This window comes from Ensifer sp. LC163 (genome assembly GCF_001695855.1).
In the GTDB taxonomy this organism is placed as follows: Bacteria; Pseudomonadota; Alphaproteobacteria; order Rhizobiales; family Rhizobiaceae; genus Ensifer.
In genome coordinates, this window is sequence record NZ_MBSS01000011.1 from 93,568 (window position 1) to 113,752 (window position 20,185).

The 20,185-nt window shown below is 62.6% G+C and carries 22 protein-coding genes; 11 read left to right on the forward strand and 11 right to left on the reverse strand.

All coding sequences use genetic code 11. The features are described 5' to 3' along the window. Positions 1-65 precede the first annotated feature (65 nt). The 3 genes from BC360_RS09715 to chvI all read right to left on the reverse strand — a co-directional run bounded on the left by BC360_RS09715 (position 66) and on the right by chvI (position 3,266). On the reverse strand, positions 66-524 hold the full coding sequence (locus BC360_RS09715; protein ID WP_083222504.1) for an HPr kinase/phosphorylase: 459 nt from the start codon (positions 522-524) through the stop codon (positions 66-68). Then, positions 521-2,308, reverse strand: coding sequence for a sensor histidine kinase (locus BC360_RS09720; RefSeq protein WP_065795082.1), 1,788 nt, complete (start codon positions 2,306-2,308; stop codon positions 521-523). Before BC360_RS09720 ends, BC360_RS09715 begins: the two co-directional genes overlap by 4 nt. Positions 2,309-2,537: 229 nt before the next feature. Next, positions 2,538-3,266 carry a two-component system response regulator ChvI gene (gene chvI / locus BC360_RS09725; RefSeq protein WP_139109983.1) on the reverse strand — a complete coding sequence of 243 codons (729 nt, stop codon included), beginning with the start codon at positions 3,264-3,266 and terminating at the stop codon, positions 2,538-2,540. Between the two features lie 329 nt (positions 3,267-3,595). Here chvI and BC360_RS09730 point away from each other — a divergent pair, with 329 nt between their 5' ends. The 5 genes from BC360_RS09730 (at position 3,596) to BC360_RS09750 (ending at position 7,493) form a co-directional block, all read left to right on the forward strand. After that, the gene (locus BC360_RS09730; protein ID WP_065781616.1) at positions 3,596-5,206 is read left to right on the forward strand and encodes a phosphoenolpyruvate carboxykinase; all 1,611 of its coding nucleotides are present in this window, start codon (positions 3,596-3,598) and stop codon (positions 5,204-5,206) included. A 113-nt stretch (positions 5,207-5,319) separates the two neighbouring features. Continuing rightward, positions 5,320-5,754 carry an alternative ribosome rescue aminoacyl-tRNA hydrolase ArfB gene (arfB, locus tag BC360_RS09735; protein WP_065795083.1) on the forward strand — a complete coding sequence of 145 codons (435 nt, stop codon included), beginning with the start codon at positions 5,320-5,322 and terminating at the stop codon, positions 5,752-5,754. Positions 5,755-5,847: 93 nt separating this feature from the next. Next, complete coding sequence (gene lysM, locus BC360_RS09740) at positions 5,848-6,321, forward strand: peptidoglycan-binding protein LysM (RefSeq protein ID WP_065795084.1); 474 nt, start codon at positions 5,848-5,850, stop codon at positions 6,319-6,321. 262 nt (positions 6,322-6,583) lie between these two features. Then, positions 6,584-6,871 carry a hypothetical protein gene (locus BC360_RS09745; protein WP_208858170.1) on the forward strand — a complete coding sequence of 96 codons (288 nt, stop codon included), beginning with the start codon at positions 6,584-6,586 and terminating at the stop codon, positions 6,869-6,871. Positions 6,872-6,881: 10 nt separating this feature from the next. Beyond that, entirely contained in the window at positions 6,882-7,493 is a 612-nt protein-coding gene (locus tag BC360_RS09750; protein WP_065795086.1) for an alpha-ketoglutarate-dependent dioxygenase AlkB family protein, read from the forward strand. Between the two features lie 95 nt (positions 7,494-7,588). Here the strand turns inward: BC360_RS09750 and coaA are convergent, their stop codons facing one another. The 7 genes from coaA to hisB are packed head-to-tail and all read right to left on the reverse strand — an operon-like array spanning position 7,589 to position 12,225. After that, positions 7,589-8,584: a type I pantothenate kinase gene (gene coaA, locus BC360_RS09755; RefSeq protein WP_053251202.1), complete on the reverse strand. Its 996-nt coding sequence runs from the start codon at positions 8,582-8,584 to the stop codon at positions 7,589-7,591. Then, positions 8,581-8,904: a phosphoribosyl-ATP diphosphatase gene (locus BC360_RS09760; protein ID WP_053251203.1), complete on the reverse strand. Its 324-nt coding sequence runs from the start codon at positions 8,902-8,904 to the stop codon at positions 8,581-8,583. The genes coaA and BC360_RS09760 overlap by 4 nt, the downstream gene beginning before the upstream one ends. A 17-nt stretch (positions 8,905-8,921) precedes the next feature. Next, positions 8,922-9,698 (reverse strand): imidazole glycerol phosphate synthase subunit HisF, encoded by a 777-nt coding sequence (hisF, locus tag BC360_RS09765; RefSeq protein WP_065795087.1) that lies wholly within the window; start codon positions 9,696-9,698, stop codon positions 8,922-8,924. A gap of 4 nt (positions 9,699-9,702) precedes the next feature. Continuing rightward, positions 9,703-10,440, reverse strand: coding sequence for a 1-(5-phosphoribosyl)-5-[(5-phosphoribosylamino)methylideneamino]imidazole-4-carboxamide isomerase (gene hisA, locus BC360_RS09770; protein ID WP_065795088.1), 738 nt, complete (start codon positions 10,438-10,440; stop codon positions 9,703-9,705). Positions 10,441-10,471: 31 nt separating this feature from the next. After that, entirely contained in the window at positions 10,472-11,122 is a 651-nt protein-coding gene (gene hisH / locus BC360_RS09775; protein WP_065795089.1) for an imidazole glycerol phosphate synthase subunit HisH, read from the reverse strand. Continuing rightward, complete coding sequence (locus BC360_RS09780; RefSeq protein ID WP_065781648.1) at positions 11,122-11,592, reverse strand: DUF2628 domain-containing protein; 471 nt, start codon at positions 11,590-11,592, stop codon at positions 11,122-11,124. Before BC360_RS09780 ends, hisH begins: the two co-directional genes overlap by 1 nt. A 24-nt stretch (positions 11,593-11,616) precedes the next feature. Next, complete coding sequence (gene hisB / locus BC360_RS09785) at positions 11,617-12,225, reverse strand: imidazoleglycerol-phosphate dehydratase HisB (RefSeq protein ID WP_065795090.1); 609 nt, start codon at positions 12,223-12,225, stop codon at positions 11,617-11,619. Positions 12,226-12,449: 224 nt separating this feature from the next. Between hisB and hslV the strand changes: the two genes are divergently transcribed. From hslV to BC360_RS09810, 5 genes are all read left to right on the forward strand, one after another. Continuing rightward, on the forward strand, positions 12,450-13,007 hold the full coding sequence (hslV, locus tag BC360_RS09790) for an ATP-dependent protease subunit HslV (protein WP_065781625.1): 558 nt from the start codon (positions 12,450-12,452) through the stop codon (positions 13,005-13,007). Further along, positions 12,997-13,518 carry a GNAT family N-acetyltransferase gene (locus tag BC360_RS09795; protein WP_065781626.1) on the forward strand — a complete coding sequence of 174 codons (522 nt, stop codon included), beginning with the start codon at positions 12,997-12,999 and terminating at the stop codon, positions 13,516-13,518. Before hslV ends, BC360_RS09795 begins: the two co-directional genes overlap by 11 nt. Beyond that, complete coding sequence (hslU, locus tag BC360_RS09800; RefSeq protein ID WP_065781627.1) at positions 13,515-14,819, forward strand: ATP-dependent protease ATPase subunit HslU; 1,305 nt, start codon at positions 13,515-13,517, stop codon at positions 14,817-14,819. Before BC360_RS09795 ends, hslU begins: the two co-directional genes overlap by 4 nt. A gap of 217 nt (positions 14,820-15,036) precedes the next feature. Then, on the forward strand, positions 15,037-15,981 hold the full coding sequence (locus tag BC360_RS09805) for a DUF1402 family protein (protein WP_139109979.1): 945 nt from the start codon (positions 15,037-15,039) through the stop codon (positions 15,979-15,981). Positions 15,982-16,055: 74 nt separating this feature from the next. After that, a complete protein-coding gene (locus tag BC360_RS09810; protein WP_065781629.1) occupies positions 16,056-17,450 on the forward strand; it encodes a cytochrome P450 in 1,395 nt (464 codons plus the stop codon). Here BC360_RS09810 and BC360_RS09815 read toward each other — a convergent pair. After that, the gene (locus BC360_RS09815; protein ID WP_139109980.1) at positions 17,404-18,027 is read right to left on the reverse strand and encodes a hypothetical protein; all 624 of its coding nucleotides are present in this window, start codon (positions 18,025-18,027) and stop codon (positions 17,404-17,406) included. The two genes, BC360_RS09810 and BC360_RS09815, sit on opposite strands and share 47 nt — an antisense overlap. Positions 18,028-18,169: 142 nt before the next feature. On the opposite strand from BC360_RS09815, the gene BC360_RS09820 reads away from it, so the two are divergent. Then, positions 18,170-20,173: a hydantoinase/oxoprolinase N-terminal domain-containing protein gene (locus tag BC360_RS09820; RefSeq protein WP_065781631.1), complete on the forward strand. Its 2,004-nt coding sequence runs from the start codon at positions 18,170-18,172 to the stop codon at positions 20,171-20,173. Positions 20,174-20,185: the final 12 nt, after the last annotated feature.

Genomic DNA, 20,185 nt, shown 5'->3' on the forward strand with positions numbered 1-20,185 from the left:
GCAAGGAAAAGGCGAAGTGCAAGCCAAAAATGCCGAAAAACCAGCCCGGTTGCCTGCAACTATAGCTAAAATCCTAATTTTTCGGGTAGCAGTGCACGCAGAGCAGCAAGCATATGTACGCCGTTTTCAATGGGAACGCGAACAATTGGCAGTCTACCACCGACGGGTAGGGGGAGTTCCTCGTTTTCCGGCGGCAGGCGCGGATCGAATGGCGCGCCGACGGGCAGGATTGCCCAATCCATAACCGCCGCCGGTACCGTCTCGAGCCTGGCAATGCCGGCGCCGCGGATCTCGATCAGGCCCTCGATCGGCGCGGGGCAACGGGCGATGATCCGATCCTGCGCCAGGCAGAGCTCGACGCGATCGTCGGCGACCAGTGCCGCGAAATGCCCCATCTGGCGTGCCGCCGATATGCAGGCGAGCGCCAGCCTCGATTTGCCGATGCCGGAAGGCCCGGTTACCAGGAAGCCGGTCGTGCCCAGGACCATTGCCGTGCCGTGAACGTTGTGCCGCGGCGGCGTCACGCGTGCGGCTCCGCGGGCAGCGAAAGCACGAAGCGGGCGCCGACGATCTGCCCACCCGGGCCCATGACGTTCTCGGCCTTTAGCGTGCCGCCATGCGCTTCGGCGATCTGGCGGGAGATCGACAGGCCGAGGCCGGAGTTCTGGCCAAAATCTTCGCCTTCCGGCCTGTCCGTGTAGAAGCGCTCGAAGATCCGGTCGATGTCTTCCGCCTGGATGCCGGGACCGTTGTCCTCGACATAGACGAGGACGCGCGACCGGGAACGGGTGAGGCGCACGACGATGCGGCCGCCCTGTTCGGGCACGAAGGAGCGGGCGTTTTCGATCAGGTTGGTGATGATCTGGCCGATGCGCAGCTCGTAACCGTTGATGGCGAAACGCGCCTTGGGGCTGTCCTTCCGGTCGATGACGAAATCGAGCAGCACCGGCTTCTTCTTGCTGCGGATCTGGCGGGAGATATCGACGAGATCGCCGAGCAGCCTTTCGAGGTCGACCACCTTGGCATCGCTGCGCGCCAGTTCCGCGTCGAGGCGCGAGGCGTCGGAGATATCGCTGATCAGGCGGTCGAGGCGACGGACGTCGTGCTGGATGACATCCATCAGCCGCTTTTTCGATTCGTCGGTGCGGGCAAGCGGCAGGGTCTCGACCGCGCTGCGCAGCGAGGTCAGCGGATTCTTCAGCTCATGGCTGACATCGGCGGCGAAATTCTCGATCGCCGCGATCCGGTCGTACAGTGCGGTCGTCATCTCGCGCAGCGCGACCGACAGATTGCCGATTTCGTCCTGACGCGACGAGAAATCCGGAATTTCTTCGCGCTCCTTGGCGCCGCCACGGCGCACCCGGATGGCGGCGGCCGAGAGGCGCCGCAGTGGGTTGGCGATCGTCGACGACAAGAGCAGCGACAGAATGACGTTGACGAGGGCGGCTACCCCGAACACGCGGATAATGGCGAGGCGCTCGGCATGCACGATCTTGTCGATGTCGCCAGCCTGGGTGGACAAGAGCAATACGCCGAGAACGGCGCGGGACCGCTGAACCGGCACCGCGACCGAGACGATGAGTTCGCCCTTCTCGGTCACACGGCGCACCGCGCCACGCACGCCGGTCAGCGCGTTCATCACTTCCGGATAGATCGACCCGTTGCCGCCCGGCGGTTCCTTGTAGAGCGGCAGGTCGCCCGACTGCAGCAAGCGGTTGATCCAGCTTCCGAACTTTTCCTCGATACCGGTGGCTTCGGGATCGACGGGCGGCAGGTCGAAGCGCAACACCTGGCCGCCGCTATAGAGGTGGCGTGAATCGAGCAGCAGATCCGCATCGGCGTCGAACAGGCGGGCGCGGGTGCGGGTCGGCGAGATCAGCCGCCTGAGGACCGGGGCAACCCGTTCCTGGATGATCGGAAAATCAAGGTCTTCGTCGCTCGGCAGCGGCGTGATGCTCTGGCCGGCCTGCAGCTCCAGCAGTTTTTCGGGATCGATGGTGATCGAATTGGTGTCGACCGAGGCGGAGGCCGAAATGGCGCCGGCGATGATTTCGCCCTGAGTCAGCAGGCTTTCGACACGCGCGTCGATCAGGCCTTCGCGGAACTGGTTGAGATACATGATCCCGCCGACCAGGACCACGAGCGCGACGAGGTTGAAGAAGACGATTCGTCGCGTCAGGCTCGAAAAGACGGCGTTGCCGAACAGGCGGCGAATCAGCGTGAAGGAATAGGCCCAGCGCCGCTGGCCGTTGCGGGCCGATGCCCGTCCATCAAGTTCATCGACATCGCCTTGCAAGACTTCCACCAAGTCTTTCCGCTCCTGCAGCGGATCACCCCCGCCGTATCTTCTGATTGCGAACACGCGTTACCCGCATGCCGGGTTTCGCAGGTTCGCCGATGTTCTTTTCTGGTCTTCGGTCTCGTGGATCCAATGCCACCGGCCAAGCCAAGAGGCGGGTCGAAGCCTGCCCGCCATCGCATCGGTTCTGAATGCTCCACAAACGCCGCGATGGCAAGTCCTCGAGGCCCCTATCGCCTCAGGCCATCTCGCGAAAGCGGTAGCCGACGCCGTAGAGCGTCTCGATCATGTCGAAGTCGTTGTCGACCATCTTGAATTTCTTGCGCAGCCGCTTGATGTGGCTGTCGATGGTGCGATCGTCGACGTAGACCTGCTCGTCATAGGCCGCGTCCATCAGGGCATCGCGGCTCTTCACCACGCCCGGGCGCTGGGCAAGCGAGTGAAGAATGAGAAACTCGGTGACCGTCAGGGTTACCGGCTCGTTCTTCCAGGTGCAGGTGTGGCGCTCCTGGTCCATGACCAGCTGCCCGCGCTCCAGCGAGCGCGAGGGCGCGTCGGACGTCTTGGGTGTTCCGGCGGTGCCGCCGGCTGCCGCCGCTTCGCGGTTGGCCGCCCGGCGCAGGATCGCCTTGACGCGCTCGACCAGCAGGCGCTGGGAGAACGGCTTGGTGATGAAATCGTCGGCCCCCATCTTCAGGCCGAAGAGCTCGTCGATTTCCTCGTCCTTCGACGTCAGGAAGATCACCGGCAGATCCGACTTCTGACGCAGGCGCCGCAACAGCTCCATGCCGTCCATGCGCGGCATCTTGATGTCGAAGATCGCAAGCTGCGGCGGCCGGGCCAAAAGGCCTTCGAGCGCGGAGGCGCCGTCCGTATAGGTCTCGACCTTGTAACCTTCAGCTTCAAGGGCGATGGATACGGACGTCAGGATATTCCGGTCATCATCGACAAGCGCGATGGTCTGCATCGTGTTCAACTCCGTCATTTGAGGCCGATTACCGGTTTCGTCGCCGAATCCGCGGCAACCGCGAGTCACGGGTGCGTTACTTGAGTATAAAGGTGGAACAAATTGTGGCGAAGCCCAAAAAGCTCTCGAGCGTACACTCCGTCGCTCAGAGGCAGATATGGCGCAGGGAACTCGGATTCAACCGATTAAAAAAACGATAATTTTCTTTAAATCGATTAATATACTGAAATCATTATTCTTTTTTTGACGTCGCCTTGTTTTTGAGCGAGCATGCAAGTATGTTCCGGCCAAATTCAACGCCAATGGCCAAACACGAAGGAAGCTTGACCATGGAGCAACTCGGCACTCGCAATGCAGCGAACGGCTTGGAAAAACTCGGCTTTACCGACCTGGACGTGGTTCGGTACAACTTTGAAGCCGCAGAACTTTATGAAGAAGCCATCCGCCGTGGCGAGGCTCAGCTGACGGCGCATGGTGCGATCGTTGCGCGCACCGGCCAGCACACCGGCCGCTCTCCGAAGGACAAGTTTGTCGTCCGCGATGCGTCGACCGACGATCAGATCTGGTGGGACAACAACAAGCCGCTGTCGCCGGAGCATTTCGCCGTGCTGCGCCAGGATATGCTTGATCATGCCAAGGGCATGTCGCTCTATGTCCAGGACCTCGTTGGCGGCGCTGACAAGGACAATGCCCTGCCGACCCGTGTCGTCACCGAATTTGCCTGGCACTCGCTGTTCATTCGCAACCTGTTGATCCGTCCGGAGCGCGGGGCGCTGGCTTCCTTCCTGCCGAAGCTGACGATCATCGACCTGCCGAGCTTCAAGGCCGATCCCGAGCGCCACGGCTGCCGTACGGAAACGGTTATTGCGTGCGATCTCGCCAATGGGCTCATCCTCATCGGCGGCACGTCCTATGCCGGCGAAATGAAGAAGTCGGTGTTCACCGTTCTGAACTACCTGTTGCCGAAGAAGGGCGTCATGCCGATGCATTGCTCGGCCAATGTCGGCCCTGATGGCGATACCGCCATCTTCTTCGGCCTGTCGGGCACCGGCAAGACCACGCTCTCGGCCGACCCGACCCGCACGCTGATCGGCGATGATGAGCACGGCTGGGGAGATGAGGGCGTCTTCAACTTCGAAGGCGGCTGCTACGCCAAGGCCATCCGTCTTTCGGAGGCCGCCGAGCCGGAAATCTTCGCGACGACCCGCCGCTTCGGCACCGTCATGGAGAATGTCGTTCTCGACGAACGCCGGGTCCCCGATTTCGACGATGGTTCGCTGACCGAGAACACCCGCTGCGCCTACCCGCTGGATTTCATTCCGAATGCCAGCGAAACCGGTACCGCGCCGCAGCCGCGCACGATCATCATGCTGACCGCCGACGCCTTCGGTGTGATGCCGCCGATCGCCAAGCTGACGCCGGAACAGGCGATGTACCACTTCCTGTCCGGCTACACCGCCAAGGTCGCCGGCACGGAGAAGGGCGTCACCGAGCCGGAAGCAACCTTCTCGACCTGCTTCGGCGCACCGTTCATGCCGCGCCATCCGTCGGAATACGGCAACCTGTTGAAGGACCTGATCGCCAAGAACGGCGTCACCTGCTGGCTGGTCAACACCGGCTGGACCGGCGGTGCCTATGGCGCCGGCAGCCGCATGCCGATCAAGGTCACCCGCGCTCTGCTCGCCGCCGCGCTCGACGGTTCGCTGAATGCGGCTGAACTGCGCACCGATGCGAACTTCGGTTTCGCCGTACCCGTCTCGGTACCGGGCGTCGACAACGGCATCCTCGATCCACGCTCGACCTGGGCGGACGGCAACGCCTATGACGCCCAGGCCCGCCGCCTGGTCGATATGTTCATCGCCAACTTCGCCAAGTTCGAAGAGCATGTCGATGGCAGTGTGCGCGATGCCGCACCAGGCCCGAAGATCGCCGCCGAATAAGCATTGCTGGCTATGATTCACGTGAAACCCGGTCTTGATGGCCGGGTTTTTCGTTTTCCTGGCGAATGTTTTCAAGAGGTTCGCTCTGTGCCATAGATCGGGCGAGGTGAATCATGGCTAGCGACCCGCTTTACATAAACGACAACATCGTGCTTGCCGGCTGGGAACTGACGGAGCAATTCGTGCTGGCCGGCGGCCCAGGCGGCCAGAACGTCAACAAGGTATCGACGGCCGTCCAGTTGTTCTTCAACGTCCAGGCGTCGCCCGCGCTGACCGATCGCATCAAGGCCAATACCCTGAAACTCGCCGGTCGCCGCGCCTCAAAAGACGGCGTGCTGATGATCGAGGCCAGTCGTTTCCGCAGCCAGGAGCGCAACCGTGAGGACGCGCGCGACAGGCTGAAGGAGATGATCCTCAAGGCCGCGGAGCCACCACCGCCGCCACGCAAGAAGACCAAGCCGACACGCGGTTCGATCGAGCGCCGGCTGAAGGAAAAGACCGGCCGCGGTGAGACCAAGAAGTTGCGCGGACGCCCGACCGGCGAGTGACTTCCGGTTGCGGAATCTTTTCACCGGTCTCTTGTCTTTTGCCGTCAAGCGCCCTCTCTTATCCCGCAGGGATTTTTGCAGACGGAGGGATCCATGGGCCTTTTCAGTTTTATCAAGAACGCCGGCAAGAAGTTGGGCATTGGCGGCGACGACGATGCCCCTGATACCGAAAGCGTCCAGAAGGAACTCGCTTCGCACGATCTCGGCACCAAGGACGTCCAGGTCGAAGTCGTCAATGACAAGGTGGTGCTGAAGGGTATCGTCAAGGATCAGACGGCGTTCGAAAAGGCCGTCGTCGCCGTCGGCAACACGCTTGGCGTTTGCTCGGTCGAAGCGTCGGATCTGAAGGTGGCGGATGCCGGTGCGGCGCCGGCACCCGCCAAGGCCCCCGTCCTCTATACCGTCAAGAAGGGCGATAACCTCTGGAAGATCGCCGAGGCGCAGTACGGGAAAGGCAAGGGCGCCAAGCACACGGTGATCTTCGAGGCCAACAAGCCGATGCTGACCCATCCCGACAAGATTTATCCCGGCCAGGTTCTGCGCATTCCGGATCTGGATGCCGCGTGACAAGATTGTCGAAGCGAGCATTTTCAAGTGTCGTTCTGGTGGTGGCAAGTCTGGGACTTGCCACCACCGGTACCGCGCAGACGCTGCGTGAGCCGGCTACTGCATAATTCCTTAAATCGGATCCGATTTAAGGATAAAATTATGCAGCAGGTTTAAAGCGTTACAGCGTCCTTTGCGCGTCATATTTGACGCGCGGCGCTGTAAGGGCAGTTCGGAGCGGGCGGCGATCCTCGATGCCTTGCGGCCTGCCGTCGAGGCAGAGATGCGCGGTTCGGTCGAATTCGTCGTCTCCACCATGCGGGCCACGCCGAATTGGGCCTTCGCACAGGTCGAACCGCAGCGTGCCGGTGGCGGCGCCATCGATCTCAAGCAAACCGGCTTTCGCGATGAAGCCGACATGATGGATGGTTTGACGGTGTTCGCGCTCGTCAGCTTCCAGGGCGGTCGATGGCATCTCGTCGATCACGTCGTTGGCCCGACCGACGTCGCCTATGCCGGCTGGTCTGAGCGCTACGGCGTCCCGGCAAAGCTGCTCGGGCTTGAGGAGTGAGGGCAACCTCATGCAGGTTCTCCCGAAAGGGATAAAACACATCCCCGGCTTTCTGGACCGGGCCCGTCAGGAGCAGATCGTCGACGCGATCCGCGGCGTGGTTGCCGAAGCGCCGCTGTTCGTGCCGGAAATGCCCAAGACCGGCAAGCCGATGTCGGTGCGCATGACCAATTGCGGACCGCTCGGCTGGGTGACCGACCGCGAGAAAGGCTACCGCTATCAGCCGCAGCATCCCGCAACGGGCAGGCCGTGGCCGCCGATGCCGGAGGTTCTCCTTGAAATCTGGAACGCGGTGTCGGCCAGCGACAAGCAGCCGGAAGCCTGCCTCGTGAACTTCTATTCCGAAGAGGCGCGCATGGGCCTGCACCAGGACAGGGACGAGCGCGATCTCGAGACGGCTGTCGTTTCTATTTCTCTTGGGGACAGCTGCCTGTTTCGGGTCGGCGGCAAAGAGCGCGGCGGCCAGACCGTATCCTTCAGGCTCGAAAGCGGCGATATCGTCGTGCTTGGCGGAGAAGGGCGTCTGGCCTTCCACGGCGTCGACCGGATCTATCCGAATACGTCGACACTGCTGAAAAATGGCGGCCGGCTCAATCTGACGCTGCGCCGGGTCAATCCCTAGCGCCCGTCACCTGAAAATGGCGCCGCAGGCCCTCGCATCGCGACCGTTTTTCCGCGAAGCCGTTGTGTGTTTTCGGGCGACAGGCACCAGCGCGCTCACAGCTTGCGCAGAGCCACCTTCTCGGTGAGGTGGTTGGGGCCTTTCTGCAGGATCAGGTCGGCGCGCGGCCGCGTCGGCAGAATGTTCTGGTGCAGGTTCTTCAGGTTGATGTTGTGCCACAGCCCTTCGGCGATCGCACGCGCCGCGTCTTCGCTGATCGTCGCATAGCGGTGGAAGTAGGATTCCGGATTCTTGAAGGCCGTTTCCCTGAGGCGCATGAAGCGGCTGACATACCAGCTGTGGATCAGGCTCTCCTCGGCATCGATATAGATCGAGAAATCGAAGAAGTCCGAGACCATCGGCACGATCTTGCCGTCGGCGGGCAGGTTGCGCGATTGCAGGACGTTGATGCCTTCGAAGATCAGAATGTCGGGCCGGTCGATGACCGTGAACTGATCCGGCAGCACGTCATAGGTCATGTGCGAATAGCTCGGCGCCTTGACGTTCGGCTGGCCGGCCTTGATCGCCGACAGGAACCGCAGCAGCGCGCCAAGGTCGTAGCTCTCCGGGAAGCCCTTGCGATCCATCATGTTTTCGCGCTGCAGGACCGCGTTCGGATAAAGGAAGCCGTCCGTCGTGACGAGATCGACCTTCGGGCTCGATGGCCAGCGCGACAAAAGCTGGGCAAGGATACGGGCTGCCGTCGACTTGCCGACGGCGACCGATCCGGCAATGCCGATAACGAAGGGCGTCTTCGTCTCGCCGGACATGCTGAGAAAGCGCTTGCGCTGCTCGAACAGAAGCTGGGACGATTCCACATGTGCGGAAAGAAGCCGCGATAGCGACAGGTAGATCTGCCGGACTTCGCCGAGATCCACCGGGTCGTTCAGCGAGCGCAGCCGCTGCACTTCGTCCGCTGTCAGCGTCAGGGGCGTGTCGGCGCGAAAGCGGGACCACTCTTCGGCAGAAAACAGATGATAGGGCGAATAATCCCGCTTCTGGAGATTGTCCGGGAGGTCGGCCGCTTCGATGTCTTGCGCAGCTAGGGTCATGGATCCTGCCGATTAGCCTTTTCCTGCAGACCGGATTGGCTTGTCCGCCGTGCAAGTTCGTCGAGCACATCCTGCAACGGAATGTCCGCAATTTTCAATACGACCATAAGATGATAGAGCAGATCGGCGCTCTCATCGACGAGATTCTGGCGATCGTTCCGGATCGCCGCGATCACGGTTTCGACCGCTTCCTCGCCCAGTTTCTTGGCCGCTTTCTGCTGGCCGTTTGCGACCAGTTTCGCCGTCCAGGATTCATCCGGCGAGGCTTTGGCGCGCGCGGCGACGATGGTCTCGAGGTCGGAAAGGGAAAAATCACTCATCAACGAAACCCCGAAACTCAATCGAGACGCATGGCGATGCCATGGTCGGCCATATAGCGCTTGGTTTCGCCAATACTATAGGTGCCGAAGTGGAAGATCGACGCGGCCAGAACCGCCGTCGCATGGCCGTCGCGGATACCGGCGACCATGTGGTCGAGGGTGCCGACGCCACCCGAGGCGATAACGGGCGCGCGCACGGCATCGGCAACCGCCCGGGTCAGCGCGATATCGTAGCCGCTCTTCGTTCCGTCACGATCCATCGAGGTCAAAAGGATTTCGCCGGCGCCGAGATCGACGACGCGCCGGGCAAATTCGACTGCGTTGATGCCCGTTGTCTGCCGGCCGCCATGGGTGAAGATCTCCCAGCGGTTTTCTTCGCCTTCCCCGGAGACTTTCTTGGCATCGATCGCGACGACAATGCACTGGTTGCCGAACTTGTCGGCGGCTTCGGCCACGAACTCCGGGTTCTTCACCGCCGCCGTATTGATCGAAACCTTGTCGGCGCCTGCGAGCAGCAGCTTGCGGATATCCGCCACCTGGCGCACGCCACCGCCGACGGTCAGCGGCATGAAGCATTGTTCCGCCGTGCGGGCCACCACATCGAAGATGGTTTCGCGGTTGTCGGACGAGGCGGTGATGTCGAGGAAGCAGAGTTCGTCTGCTCCGGCCGCATCATAGGCGCGTGCCGCCTCGACCGGATCGCCGGCATCGATCAGATCGACGAAGTTGACCCCTTTGACGACCCGACCGTCCTTGACGTCGAGGCAGGGGATAACGCGGGCTTTGAGGGTCATCGGCTCATGCCTTTCTCGTGGCGCGGATCAGCGCCAGTGCTTCCTGCGGGTCGATGCGGCCATCATAGAGCGCACGGCCGGAGATGGCGCCTTCGAGCTTTGCCGCATCCGGGGCGATCATTCGCCGGATATCGTCCATCGAGGCGAGGCCGCCCGAAGCGATCACCGGGATCGAAACGGCATCGGCAAGCTCCAGCGTCGCTACCCAATTGATCCCCGTGAGAATGCCGTCGCGATCGATGTCGGTGTAGATGATCGCCGAAACGCCGGCGCCCTCGAATTTCTTCGCAAGCTCGATCACGCCGAGCTCCGACGCCTCTGCCCAGCCCTCGACGGCGACCTTGCCGCCCTTGGCGTCGATGCCGACGGCGACCTTGCCCGGAAACCGGCGGCAGGCTTCGATCACCAGCGCCGGGTCGCGCACAGCGACGGTGCCGAGGATGACGCGGGCGAGCCCGCGCGACAGCCAGTTCTCGATATGCTCAAGCGTACGGATGCCGCCGCCGAGCTGCACCGGGTTCTTGGTCGACTTGAGGATCGCGTCGACGGCCGCACCATTGACGGTCTCGCCGGCAAAGGCACCATTGAGGTCGACCACATGCAGCCATTCGAAGCCCTGCTCCTCGAAGGCGCGCGCCTGGGCGCCGGGATCCGGGTTGTAGACCGTTGCCTGCTCCATGTCGCCGAGCTTCAGGCGCACGCATTGCCCGTCTTTCAGGTCGATAGCGGGGAAAAGGATCATGTATCTATCCGATCAGAGATCGCCGGAGCCTTCAGGGCTTCCAACGCAGGAAATTCGAGATGAGGGCAAGGCCGAGTGCCTGGCTCTTTTCCGGGTGGAACTGCGAGCCGGCCTTGTTGCCGTTGGCGACGAAGGCAGTGACGGCGCCGCCGTAGTCCGCCTCGGCGATCACATCGTCGGCATTTTCGGCAGCCAGGTGGTAGGAGTGCACGAAATAGGCGTGCAGGCCGTCGTCGCCCGTGTGGATGCCGTCAAACAACGGATGCGTGCGCGCCAGTCGCAGCGTGTTCCAGCCGATCTGCGGGATTTTCAGCGACGTGTCCGCAGGCTTCATTTCGACGACGTCGCCGGGGATCCAGCCGAATCCATGTGTCGTGGTCTTCTCGAGGCCGCGCGACGACATCAGCTGCATGCCGACGCAGATGCCGAGAAACGGCCGCCCCGCCTGCTCGACAACTTCGGTCAGTGCCTGCTCCATGCCGTCGACGGCAGCAAGGCCGCGACGACAATCCGCATAGGCGCCGACACCCGGCAGGACGATACGGTCGGCGGTCGCCACCCGTTCGGGCCTGTCCGTCAGGTCGATTTCGGCGGCGATGCCGGCTTCCCGTGCAGCCCTTTCGAAGGCCTTCGTTGCCGAGCGCAGATTGCCCGATCCATAGTCGATAATGGCGACGCGCATCAGCGTTCTCCGTAGGATTCAAAAAGCCCAAGTCCCGGGCCGGCCTTTGCCGGCGCCTGTCTTGGCCAGTCGACAGATGGCCGCTCCGTTGCCTTTCGGTCGGCCGGGACCACGTTTGCGAAGTAGATTTCCTCGGCGGTCTCAAGATCGCGTGCAGGAACAATCGAGCGCAGCGTCCAGTCGCGGGAGATCAGTCGGCGGGCGATGAATACAGGGCCTTCCAGCGAGACCATGAGCCCGAGCGCCAGATGCAACAGAAGTGCTGCCAGCAGGCCGCCACCGATCGCCGACAGAGAGATTAACAGAATCTGCAGAACAGCAACTGCGATTCCGGTGAGCCACATGCGCTTGGCAAAAAGCCAGAGCGCCGGAAACAGAAAGGCGCACCAGGAGAAGCCGTCGGCGACGAAACGTGCCCGGTCATCGTCAGCGCGGGCGCCCGGCGGGGTCAGGATCATGTAAGAGGCCATGGTCATCAGCCAGATAATGACCGCTCAGGCAAGCGTACCCTTGGTCGAGGGAACGCGGCCGGCCTGGCGCGGATCGATTTCGGTTGCCGTGCGAAGCACGCGGGCGACGGACTTGAAGCAGGTCTCGGCGATATGATGGTTGTTGGCGCCGTAGATGTTCTGGACATGCAGCGTGATCCCGGCATTCTGGGCGAGCGCCTGGAAGAATTCGCGCACCAGTTCGGTGTCGAACGTGCCGATCTTCGGCGAGGTGAAGGTCACGTTCCAGACGAGGAACGGCCGGCCGGACACATCCACCGCCGCACGGGTCATTGTCTCATCCATGGCAAGATCGAGCGAGGCATAGCGGGTAATGCCGCGCCGGTCGCCAAGCGCCTTGGCGATGGCCTGGCCGATGGCAATGCCGGTGTCTTCGACGGTGTGGTGATCGTCGACGTAGAGGTCGCCGTCGGTCTTGATCTCCATGTCGATCAGCGAATGTCGGGAGAGCTGGTCCAGCATGTGGTCGAAGAAGCCGACTCCGGTCGCAATCTTCGACGTTCCGGTTCCATCGATGTTGACGGATACGGACACGGCAGTTTCATTGGTCTTTCGCGAAACTTGGCCGGTGCGGCTGGACGTGGCTTCTGCCATCAGGCTCTCCTGTATGCGCTGGAGCCGCTCCTTATCAGGGGAGGCGGAAAATATCCAGAACCGCGACCGAGATTCGAACGATTCGGGCAGGCGCCCAATTTGCGGTCAACTGCGTGGCTGGACGGCATTTGCAATCGCGTTTGGCGCACTTACATAGGCTTCAAGCAACCAGGCTCGTTCGAGCCCCCCAACGCCCCTGGTTCTGGGGCCGACAGGTATCTTTAATGAGTGAACACAATCCCTACGGAACGATGCATGCGACCACCATCATCACGGTGCGCAAGGACGGCAAGGTGGTCATGGCCGGCGACGGCCAGGTCAGCCTTGGGCAGACGGTGATGAAGAGCAATGCCCGCAAGGTGCGGCGCCTTGCCAAGGGCGACGTGATCGCCGGCTTTGCCGGGGCGACGGCCGACGCCTTCACGCTTCTGGAGCGGCTCGAAGCCAAGCTCGAACAATACCCCGACCAGCTGATGCGCGCGGCGGTGGAGCTCGCCAAGGATTGGCGCACGAACAAGTATCTGCGCAATCTGGAAGCCATGATGCTGGTCGCCGACAAGTCGATCACGCTGGCGATTACCGGCAACGGCGACGTGCTGGAGCCGGAACATGGAACGATCGCCATCGGCTCGGGCGGCAATTACGCCTTTGCCGCGGCCCGCGCCCTGATGGACAGCAACAAGTCGGCCGAGGACATCGCCCGCCGGGCACTCGAAATCGCAGGCGACATCTGCGTCTATACCAACCACAATGTCGTGGTGGAGACGCTGGATGCCAACTGACCAGGTTCATGTCAGCTTCGAGCGGGTGGCCGATAACCACCTGCCGATGCTGCATGGCTGGCTGAGCGAGCCGCATGTCCGGCAATGGTGGGGTGATCCGGACAAGGAAGTCGAGCTGATCCGCGACGGCTGCGCCACGGGCGAGGTGGATGGCTTCATCTTCCACGTCGCCGGCGAGCCGGCAGGCTACATCCAGTCCTGGACACCGTCCCAATATGACGAAGAGCCGTGGGCGAAGGAGCTGCCAACCGATGTCCCCGGCGTCGATATTTTCATCGGGCCGCCGGAGATGACCGGAAAAGGCGTGGCGTCGCTGGCCTTGCGGGCCTTCGCGCAGACGCTTTTTGCCGCCGGCGCACCACGGATCGTGATCGACCCCGATGCGGGTAACAGAAGGGCCGTCAGGGCCTATGCGAAAGCGGGCTTCGTGCCCTTTGGCGAATGGATAGATGCATCCGGCCGCACACTCCTGATGGAGCTGACGCGGACCGAGTTTGAGAGGAATTCATGAGTACTTTTTCACCCAGAGAAATCGTGTCGGAACTCGATCGTTTCATCATCGGCCAGAACGACGCCAAGCGCGCGGTCGCGATTGCGTTGCGCAATCGCTGGCGGCGCCAGCAGCTCGGTGACGAGCTGCGCGACGAGGTCATGCCGAAGAACATCCTGATGATCGGGCCGACCGGCGTCGGCAAGACGGAAATCTCCCGCCGCCTGGCGAAACTTGCCGGCGCGCCCTTCGTCAAGGTCGAGGCGACCAAGTTCACCGAAGTCGGCTACGTCGGCCGCGACGTCGAGCAGATCGTCCGTGACCTCGTCGAAGTCGGCATCGGTCTCGTGCGCGAAAAGCGCCGGGCGGAAGTCAAGGCGAAGGCCCATCAGAATGCCGAGGAGCGCGTGCTCGACGCACTGGTCGGCGCCACGGCCTCGCCCGCAACGCGCGATTCGTTCCGCAAGAAGCTGCGCGCCAACGAGCTGGACGACAAGGAAATCGAGGTCGACGTCGCCGAGACCGGTGCGCCGGGCGGCTTCGAAATCCCGGGCATGCCGGGCGCCAATATCGGCGTGCTGAACCTGTCGGAAATGTTCGGCAAGGCGCTTGGCGCACGCACCAAGAAGGTCAAGACGACGGTCAAGGCTTCCTACGAGGTGCTTGTCAACGACGAGTCCGACAAGCTGCTCGACAATGAGCAGATCCAGCGCGAGGCGGTGCGGGCGGTCGAGGACGACGGCATCGTCTTCCTCGACGAGATCGACAAGATCGCGTCGCGCGAAGGCGGCATGGGCGCCGGCGTATCGCGCGAAGGCGTGCAGCGGGATCTGTTGCCGCTGGTCGAAGGTACGACGGTGGCGACCAAGTATGGACCGGTGAAGACCGACCACATTCTCTTCATCGCGTCGGGCGCGTTCCATGTGTCGAAGCCTTCCGACCTTTTGCCCGAGCTGCAGGGCCGACTGCCGATCCGGGTCGAGCTGCGCGCGCTGACGAAGGAAGACTTCCGCCGCATCCTGACGGAGACCGAGGTGAGCCTCATCCGCCAGTACAAGGCGCTGCTCGAGACGGAAGAAGTGAAGCTCGACTTCACCGACGACGCCATCGATGCGCTGGCCGACGTGGCCGTTCAGCTCAACTCAAGCGTCGAGAACATCGGCGCCCGGCGCCTGCAGACAGTGATGGAGCGTGTATTGGACGAAATCTCGTTCAACGCCCCGGACCGTGCCGGCCAGGGTGTAACGATCGATGCGGAATATGTCCGCAAGCATGTCGGCGATCTCGCCGCCAACACCGACCTGTCGCGTTACATCCTGTAACGCTGGCGTTACAGGATGTAACGCAGGGGTCGCCGCAGTACTTTGCGTGTCGGCAACTGTGAAGATGCAAGGCGCCCGTCTCTCGACAGGCGCCTTCATTTTTTCTAACACGGAAACCGCAATCGATTGTGGCCGGAGGCATTATTCCGACATGATCCTGTCGTAGGAGCCGCGCCGCCGGATATGGCGTCTCCACCGTTCATAGGAAGAAGAGATCGTGCGTTTTACCGCCTGCATGCTCGCTATCGCCACGTTTTGCCTGACCGCAGGCCAGACGATGGCGGCCAATGTTGTTCCGCCGGGCAACCGGAACGTCGAACAACCCGGCATCCCGGGCGCATCCGTTCGCCGCACCAAGGCCGGCCGCACATCCTTCGATGCCAAATACGAGAAGGTGCGGGATCTGCTTGCCAATGACCGGCAGCTGATCAGCAAGATCAAGTCGACGTCACGCGCCTATGGCATCGCGCCGATCCACATGATCGGCGCCATCGTCGGCGAACACACCTATAATGTCGACGCCTACGATCGGCTGCAGTCCTATTACGTCAAGGCCGCGGCCTATGCCGGCAACAGCTTCCAGTTCGGTTATGACGGCGAGACGGTGGCTGATTTCGTCGCCCGTCCGCAGTTTGCCGACTGCACGGGAAAGAAGAGTTCCTATTCGCTGTGGAGCTGCCGCGAGCGGGTCTGGGACAGCGAGTTCCGCGGCAAATCCGTCGGTGGCAAGTCCTTTCCGGACAATCGCTTCAGTGCCGTCTTCTTCCAGCCTTTCTTTGCCGGCCAGACCTTCGGTCTTGGGCAGATCAATCCGCTGACCGCCCTGATGCTGACCGATATCGTGTCGAAGACGTCGGGCTACGAGCGGCTCGACGAGAACAACGCCGCCGGCGTCTATGAGGCGATCATGGATCCTGATGTCTCGCTCGCCTATATGGCCGCCTCGATCCGCCACTCGATCGACGTCTACAAGTCCGTCGCCGGCGTCGACATTTCAGGCAATCCCGGCGTCACCGCCACGCTCTACAATATCGGCAACCCCGATCGCCGCGCAGCAGCCCTTGCCGCCAGGAACCAGGGCGGCGAGACCCAGTGGCCCGAGGAAAACTATTACGGCTGGCTGGTGAACGACAAGCTTCAAGAGCTCGAAGGCCTGTTGTGATTCACGTGAAGCACTTTCCTTGATTGCGCCGTAAAAACCTGAAATCCTGGCGCAATCGAGAAAGGCCTATCACCATGGACGTGCGTCCGGAGCCCTTCGAACCACCGGCTCCCATTCCTCGGGTCGGCGTGCCGTCCTACCTGAAGATCATCAAGACCGTTCTGCGCAATCCGCTCGAACTCTGGGGCGAGCCATCCTACACGCTGCCGTGGATCGAGACCAGGTTCATCACCCAGCGCACCCTGATCGTCAACGATCCCGGCCTCATCCGCTATATCCTCGTCGAAAACGTCGGCAACTATGAGATGTCTAAGGTCCGGCGGCTGATCCTTCGCCCGATCCTGCGCGACGGTCTTCTGACTGCCGAAGGCGAGATCTGGAAACGGTCGCGCAAGGCGATTGCGCCGGTGTTCACCCCGCGCCACGCCAAGGGATTTGCCGGGCAGATGCTGCGTCGGTCGGAAGAGTTCGTCGAGCGCTACGCGCAGGCGAAGGTGAAACCGTTCACCACCAATGTCGCCAGCGACATGACCGAACTGACCTTCGATATCCTGGCGGAAACGCTGTTTTCCGGCGAGGTCGCGGTCGAAAGGGAGGGCTTCGTCCAGAGTGTCGAAGAGCTTCTCCACCGCATGGGGCGCGTCGACCCGATGGACATTCTGTTGGCGCCGGAATGGCTGCCACGCCTGACGCGCATCGGCGGCAAGAAGGTCATGAACCGCTTTCGCGCGATCGTTTCGGAAACGATGGCGCTGAGACGCCGGCGCATGGCGACGGACCCCGCCGGCACGCCCAACGATTTCCTTACCCTGCTGCTGCAGACGGAGGGCGCGAATGGTCTTTCGACCGCGGAGATCGAGGACAATATCCTCACCTTCATCGGCGCGGGGCACGAGACCACCGCCCGGGCGCTTGCCTGGACGCTCTATTGCGTCGCCAACACGCCGGCTTTCCGCGAGACCATGGAGGCGGAGATCGATGAGGTGCTCAGGAGCGGTGCCGAACCGGTCGAATGGCTGAACCTGATGCCGCATGTGCTGGCCGCCTTCGAGGAGGCGATGCGGCTCTACCCGCCGGCGCCATCGATCAATCGCGCTGCGATCGAGGACGACGAGTGGACATCGCCGACCGGCGAGCGTGTGCGGATACCCAAGGGGATTGCGGTGCTGGTGATGCCATGGACACTGCATCGACACGTGCTCTACTGGGACCGCCCACGTGCTTTCATGCCCGAGCGTTTCCTGCCGGAAAACCGCGAGAAGCTGCACCGCTTTCAGTATCTGCCTTTCGGGGCGGGGCCACGCATCTGCATCGGCGCGACCTTCGCGCTGCAGGAGGCCGTCATCGCCCTTGCCGTCCTGATGCACCGGTTCCGCTTCGACGTTACCGAAGAAACGCAGCCATGGCCGGTGCAGAGGCTGACTACTCAACCGCGGGGCGGCTTGCCGATGAGGGTTTCGGTTCGCTGAAGGTCTTGCCGGGAATGGGCGATTGTACGCCGCGTACCGGTGAGTCGGCGGGCATCGGCTGTGGCAGTTGCTTCGATGGCTTCTTGATCGTCTTGATCGCGGCACAGGTCGCATCCCCGACATTGTCGCAGGGCTTGTAGACGACGATCTCGCTGCCGGCGCCGTCGTCCCAGACCGCCTGGATCGTCAGCGTCTTGGCTTCGTTTGCGGGCAGTGAGATGTAGACATACTCGGCCGTTTCGTCGGCGGGCAGGTTGAAGGGGATCTGCGGATTGCACTTGGCCAGCGGGAAGCGCTTGTCGAGAGCGTCCGAATTGATCGAGTAGCGGATTTCCGATAGCCGGCAATGCATCGTTTGCAATGCGGTAAAATAGATCAGCTGCCGGTCGTCGTAGTTGCGAAACTGGATCCACCCCGTCTGCTTGTTGGCATCGAGCATCGCCTTGTAGATCGACACATCGGGCAGTTGCGGCTTGTATTCCTCTTCCTCGGCTGCGTCCTGTGCGCCGCCGGGCTGGGCGAAAAGCAATGCCGCGGCAAGCATGCCGGCGACCGCCGAACCTCTGGAAAATGTCATGCCGCACCCCCGTTCGTATCATGTCGCTCTGCTGATCGCGAATGTCCGCGACACGATGGCCTTCTCTTCCAATATGTCATATCACCGGATCGATCCCCAATGAACCCGGGCTGCCCCGGCCGAAACACTGGACTGGTTTGAATTGACGTCCCATTTTCTTCTCGGCATCGATACCGGTGGAACCTACACCGACGCCGTTCTCTTCAGCGAAACGGCGGGTGTCGTCGCCAAGGCAAAGGCGCTGACGACGCGGCACGATCTGGCCGTCGGGATTTCCGGCGCGGTCGAGCAGGTGTTGCAAAAGGCAGATGTCCCGGCCTCCGCCATCAGCCTCGTGTCGTTGTCGACCACCCTTGCCACCAACGCGCTCGTCGAGGGCCAGGGCGGCCGTGCCGGCCTGGTGATGATCGGCTTTGGCCCCGACGACCTCAAGCGCGACGGGCTGCAGGACGCGCTCGGCTCCGATCCGGTCATATTCCTGCCGGGCGGTCACAACGTTCACGGCGGCGAGACGCCACTCGACATGACCGCGCTTGACGAGGCCCTGCCGATCCTGGCCGCTCAGGTTTCCTCCTTCGCGATCGCCGGCTATTTCGCCGTCCGCAATCCGGATCACGAGAAGCGGGTGCGCGACCGCATCCGCGAAGTCTCGCATCTGCCGGTCACCTGCAGCCATGAGCTCTCTTCAAAGCTCGGTGGCCCGCGCCGGGCGCTGACGACACTTCTGAACGCCCGGCTCGTCTCGATGATCGACCGCCTGATCGGCTCTTGCGAAGGCTTTCTGAAATCCCGTGGCATCGATGTGCCAATGATGGTGGTGCGCGGCGATGGCGCCTTGATCTCGGCCGAAGAGGCGAGGCTCCGGCCGATCGAGACGATCCTCTCCGGACCCGCCGCCAGCCTTGTCGGCGCGCGGCACCTGACCGGCCTCGACAATGCCGTCGTCTCGGATATCGGCGGCACAACGACGGATGTCGCTGTGCTCGACCGGGGTCGTCCGCGGCTCGACGCCGAAGGTGCGGTGGTCGGCGGCTTCCGCACCATGGTCGAGGCGGTGGCGATGCGGACCTATGGTCTCGGCGGCGATTCGGAGGTTCGCATCAATGATCGCGGGCTGAAAGCGAAGATCGATCTTGGGCCGCGGCGGCTGATGCCGCTCAGCCTTGCGGCTGCATTGCATGGCGATGCGGTGTTGTCCGTGCTCGAAAGGCAGTTGCGAGCTCAGCATGTCGGCCGTCACAACGGTCGGCTGGCCGTACGCACCGGTCTCCCCGACCACCTGGCCAGCGGTCTGCAACCACAGGAGCAGGCGCTTTACGAGCGCATCGGCGCAGTGCCGATCTCGCTGGAAAACCTGCTGACATCCACGCCGCAGCGGGCAACGCTGGACCGGCTGGTGGCGCGAGGCCTGGTCCATATCTGCGGGCTGACGCCCTCCGACGCGATGCATGTGCTCGGCCGACAGTCGCAATGGAGCGCCGAGGGTGCGCGTCTCGGCATCGAACTTGCGGCGCGCACCCGCGACGGCTCTGGCCAGCCGATTGCCGCATCCCCCGAGAAAATGGCTGAGATGATCGTCGACCGCGTCACGCGCCAATCGTCCGAAGTCATCCTGCAGGCCTGTCTCGGCGAAGACGGGGCGGGGGCCATCGACCCGGCGGTCTCGCAGGCGGTCGACCGTGCGCTCAGGCGCGCGCCGGGCATCGTGCGATTTTCGATCGGTCTCGATCGCCCACTCGTCGGCCTAGGCGCCTCGGCTCCGGTCTATTATCCCGCCATCGCCGGCATGCTCGGCACTGAGCCTGCTATTCCTGATGAGGCCGACGTGGCGAATGCGGTGGGTGCGGTCGTCGGCCAGGTGCGGGCATCCGTCACCGTGTTCGTCACCACACCGGAAGAGGGCATCTTCATTGTCAACGGGGCGGGGGTGAGCGAGCGTTTTCTTGATCAGGAGCAGGCGTTTTCAGCGGCGCGGCGTCGTGCCGAAACGATGGCGCTCGAAGCTGCTCGCACCAACGGTGCCGACGAGCCGGCCTCGATGCTGCGGGAAGAGATCGACGCCCCCGAGGTCGAGGGAAGCCGCAAGCTGGTCGAGGCACGCTTCATCGCGTCCGCGAGCGGCAGGCCGCGCATCGCCCATGGATGATCTTTTCGATTT